The 1,042-nt window shown below is 67.7% G+C and carries 2 protein-coding genes; both read right to left on the bottom strand.

Going from position 1 to position 1,042, the window contains the following annotated elements; translation table 11 throughout:
* A partial coding sequence (locus tag JK202_RS16150) for an FAD-binding oxidoreductase (protein ID WP_211562503.1) occupies window positions 1-471 on the bottom strand: 471 nt, incomplete at its 3' end.
* On the bottom strand, window positions 455-940 hold the full coding sequence (locus tag JK202_RS16145; protein ID WP_249200193.1) for a (2Fe-2S)-binding protein: 486 nt from the start codon (window positions 938-940) through the stop codon (window positions 455-457). The genes JK202_RS16145 and JK202_RS16150, both read right to left, overlap by 17 nt.
* Window positions 941-1,042 lie beyond the last annotated feature (102 nt).

Raw genomic sequence — 1,042 nt, 5'->3', positions numbered from 1 at the left:
AGCCGCCGGATTGGCATGCCCATCCCCCCGCGAAACAAGGCCGCCCAGAGCCCGATCCGTCAGACCAGGCAGCATCCTGCGGACATCCGTGGCCGAGAGCAGCTCCTCGGAGCCCAGCCCGCGCTGCGTCATCTCCTGCGCGCGTCCAAGCGTCCAGGACAATTCCGCCTCATCGAGCGCCACCGCAATCTGCCCGACCCCGAGCCGGATTTCACAACTCTCCGCAGCACCCGCACCAACAAGCCGGTCCAGATGCCGCCAGTGCTCCATCGCCAGTTCGGAGAGCGGATATTCCCGCCAGTCCCGCATCAGTGTCCGCAGGCCCCCCGCATTGACGCTAGAGGCATGACGCCCGGCCACATTCTTGTCGAGCAGCGTGACATGCCAGCCCGCACGCGCCAGAAACAGGGCAATCGCGCAGCCCTGAAGTCCGGCGCCAACAATCAGCGCGGTCTCAGTGTGCCGGGGCATCGACCATATCCTCTGCACCATGTTCCGGCCCGCTTTCCGGCCCACTTTCCGGAGCGTTCTCAGGCTTGTCTTCCAGTGTCAGCCGGATGGTGGCCCGCGGATCAAGACCCGACAGCCGCGCCACCGCCCCAAGCGTGATCGGCCGGATCGGCGGCCGCCCCCGGAATGTCGGCGGACAGCCCGCAGCCGAGGTTTCATCCTCAAGCAGCCGCGCCGCCGTCACCATGCAACTGCGCCCCTGACACGGCCCCATGCCACAGCGCGTTTCACCGCGCAGCGCATCCATGTTCCGAAAGCCGGAGCGGATCTTCGCCCGCAGATCCCCCGCCGTCAGCTCCTCGCAGCGACAGACGATCGTCTCGTCCTCAGGCACTTCCCGCGCCAGCCCCGGCGGAAACGCCGCATCCAGAAACGGACGCACGGACAACGCTTTGCCAACCGCCCGCAGAGCCGCCCCGGACGGCCCCATACCGTGATCCAGCGCCGCCAGAATGGCCTGCGCGGCGCATCACGATCGCTACGGAAGGCACCTATCCGCCCTGGGCGTTCGCCAGACCCGACGGAACCTGTG

Source organism: Gluconobacter sp. Dm-62 (assembly GCF_018256155.1).
GTDB lineage: Bacteria > Pseudomonadota > Alphaproteobacteria > Acetobacterales > Acetobacteraceae > Gluconobacter.
This window is presented reverse-complemented; position numbering and strand designations above follow the sequence as displayed.

Coding starts and splice junctions, on each gene's coding strand:
- JK202_RS16145 (WP_249200193.1), bottom strand. CDS start 940: ATGGGGCCGTCCGGGGCGGCTCTGCGGGCGGTTGGCAAAGCGTTGTCC.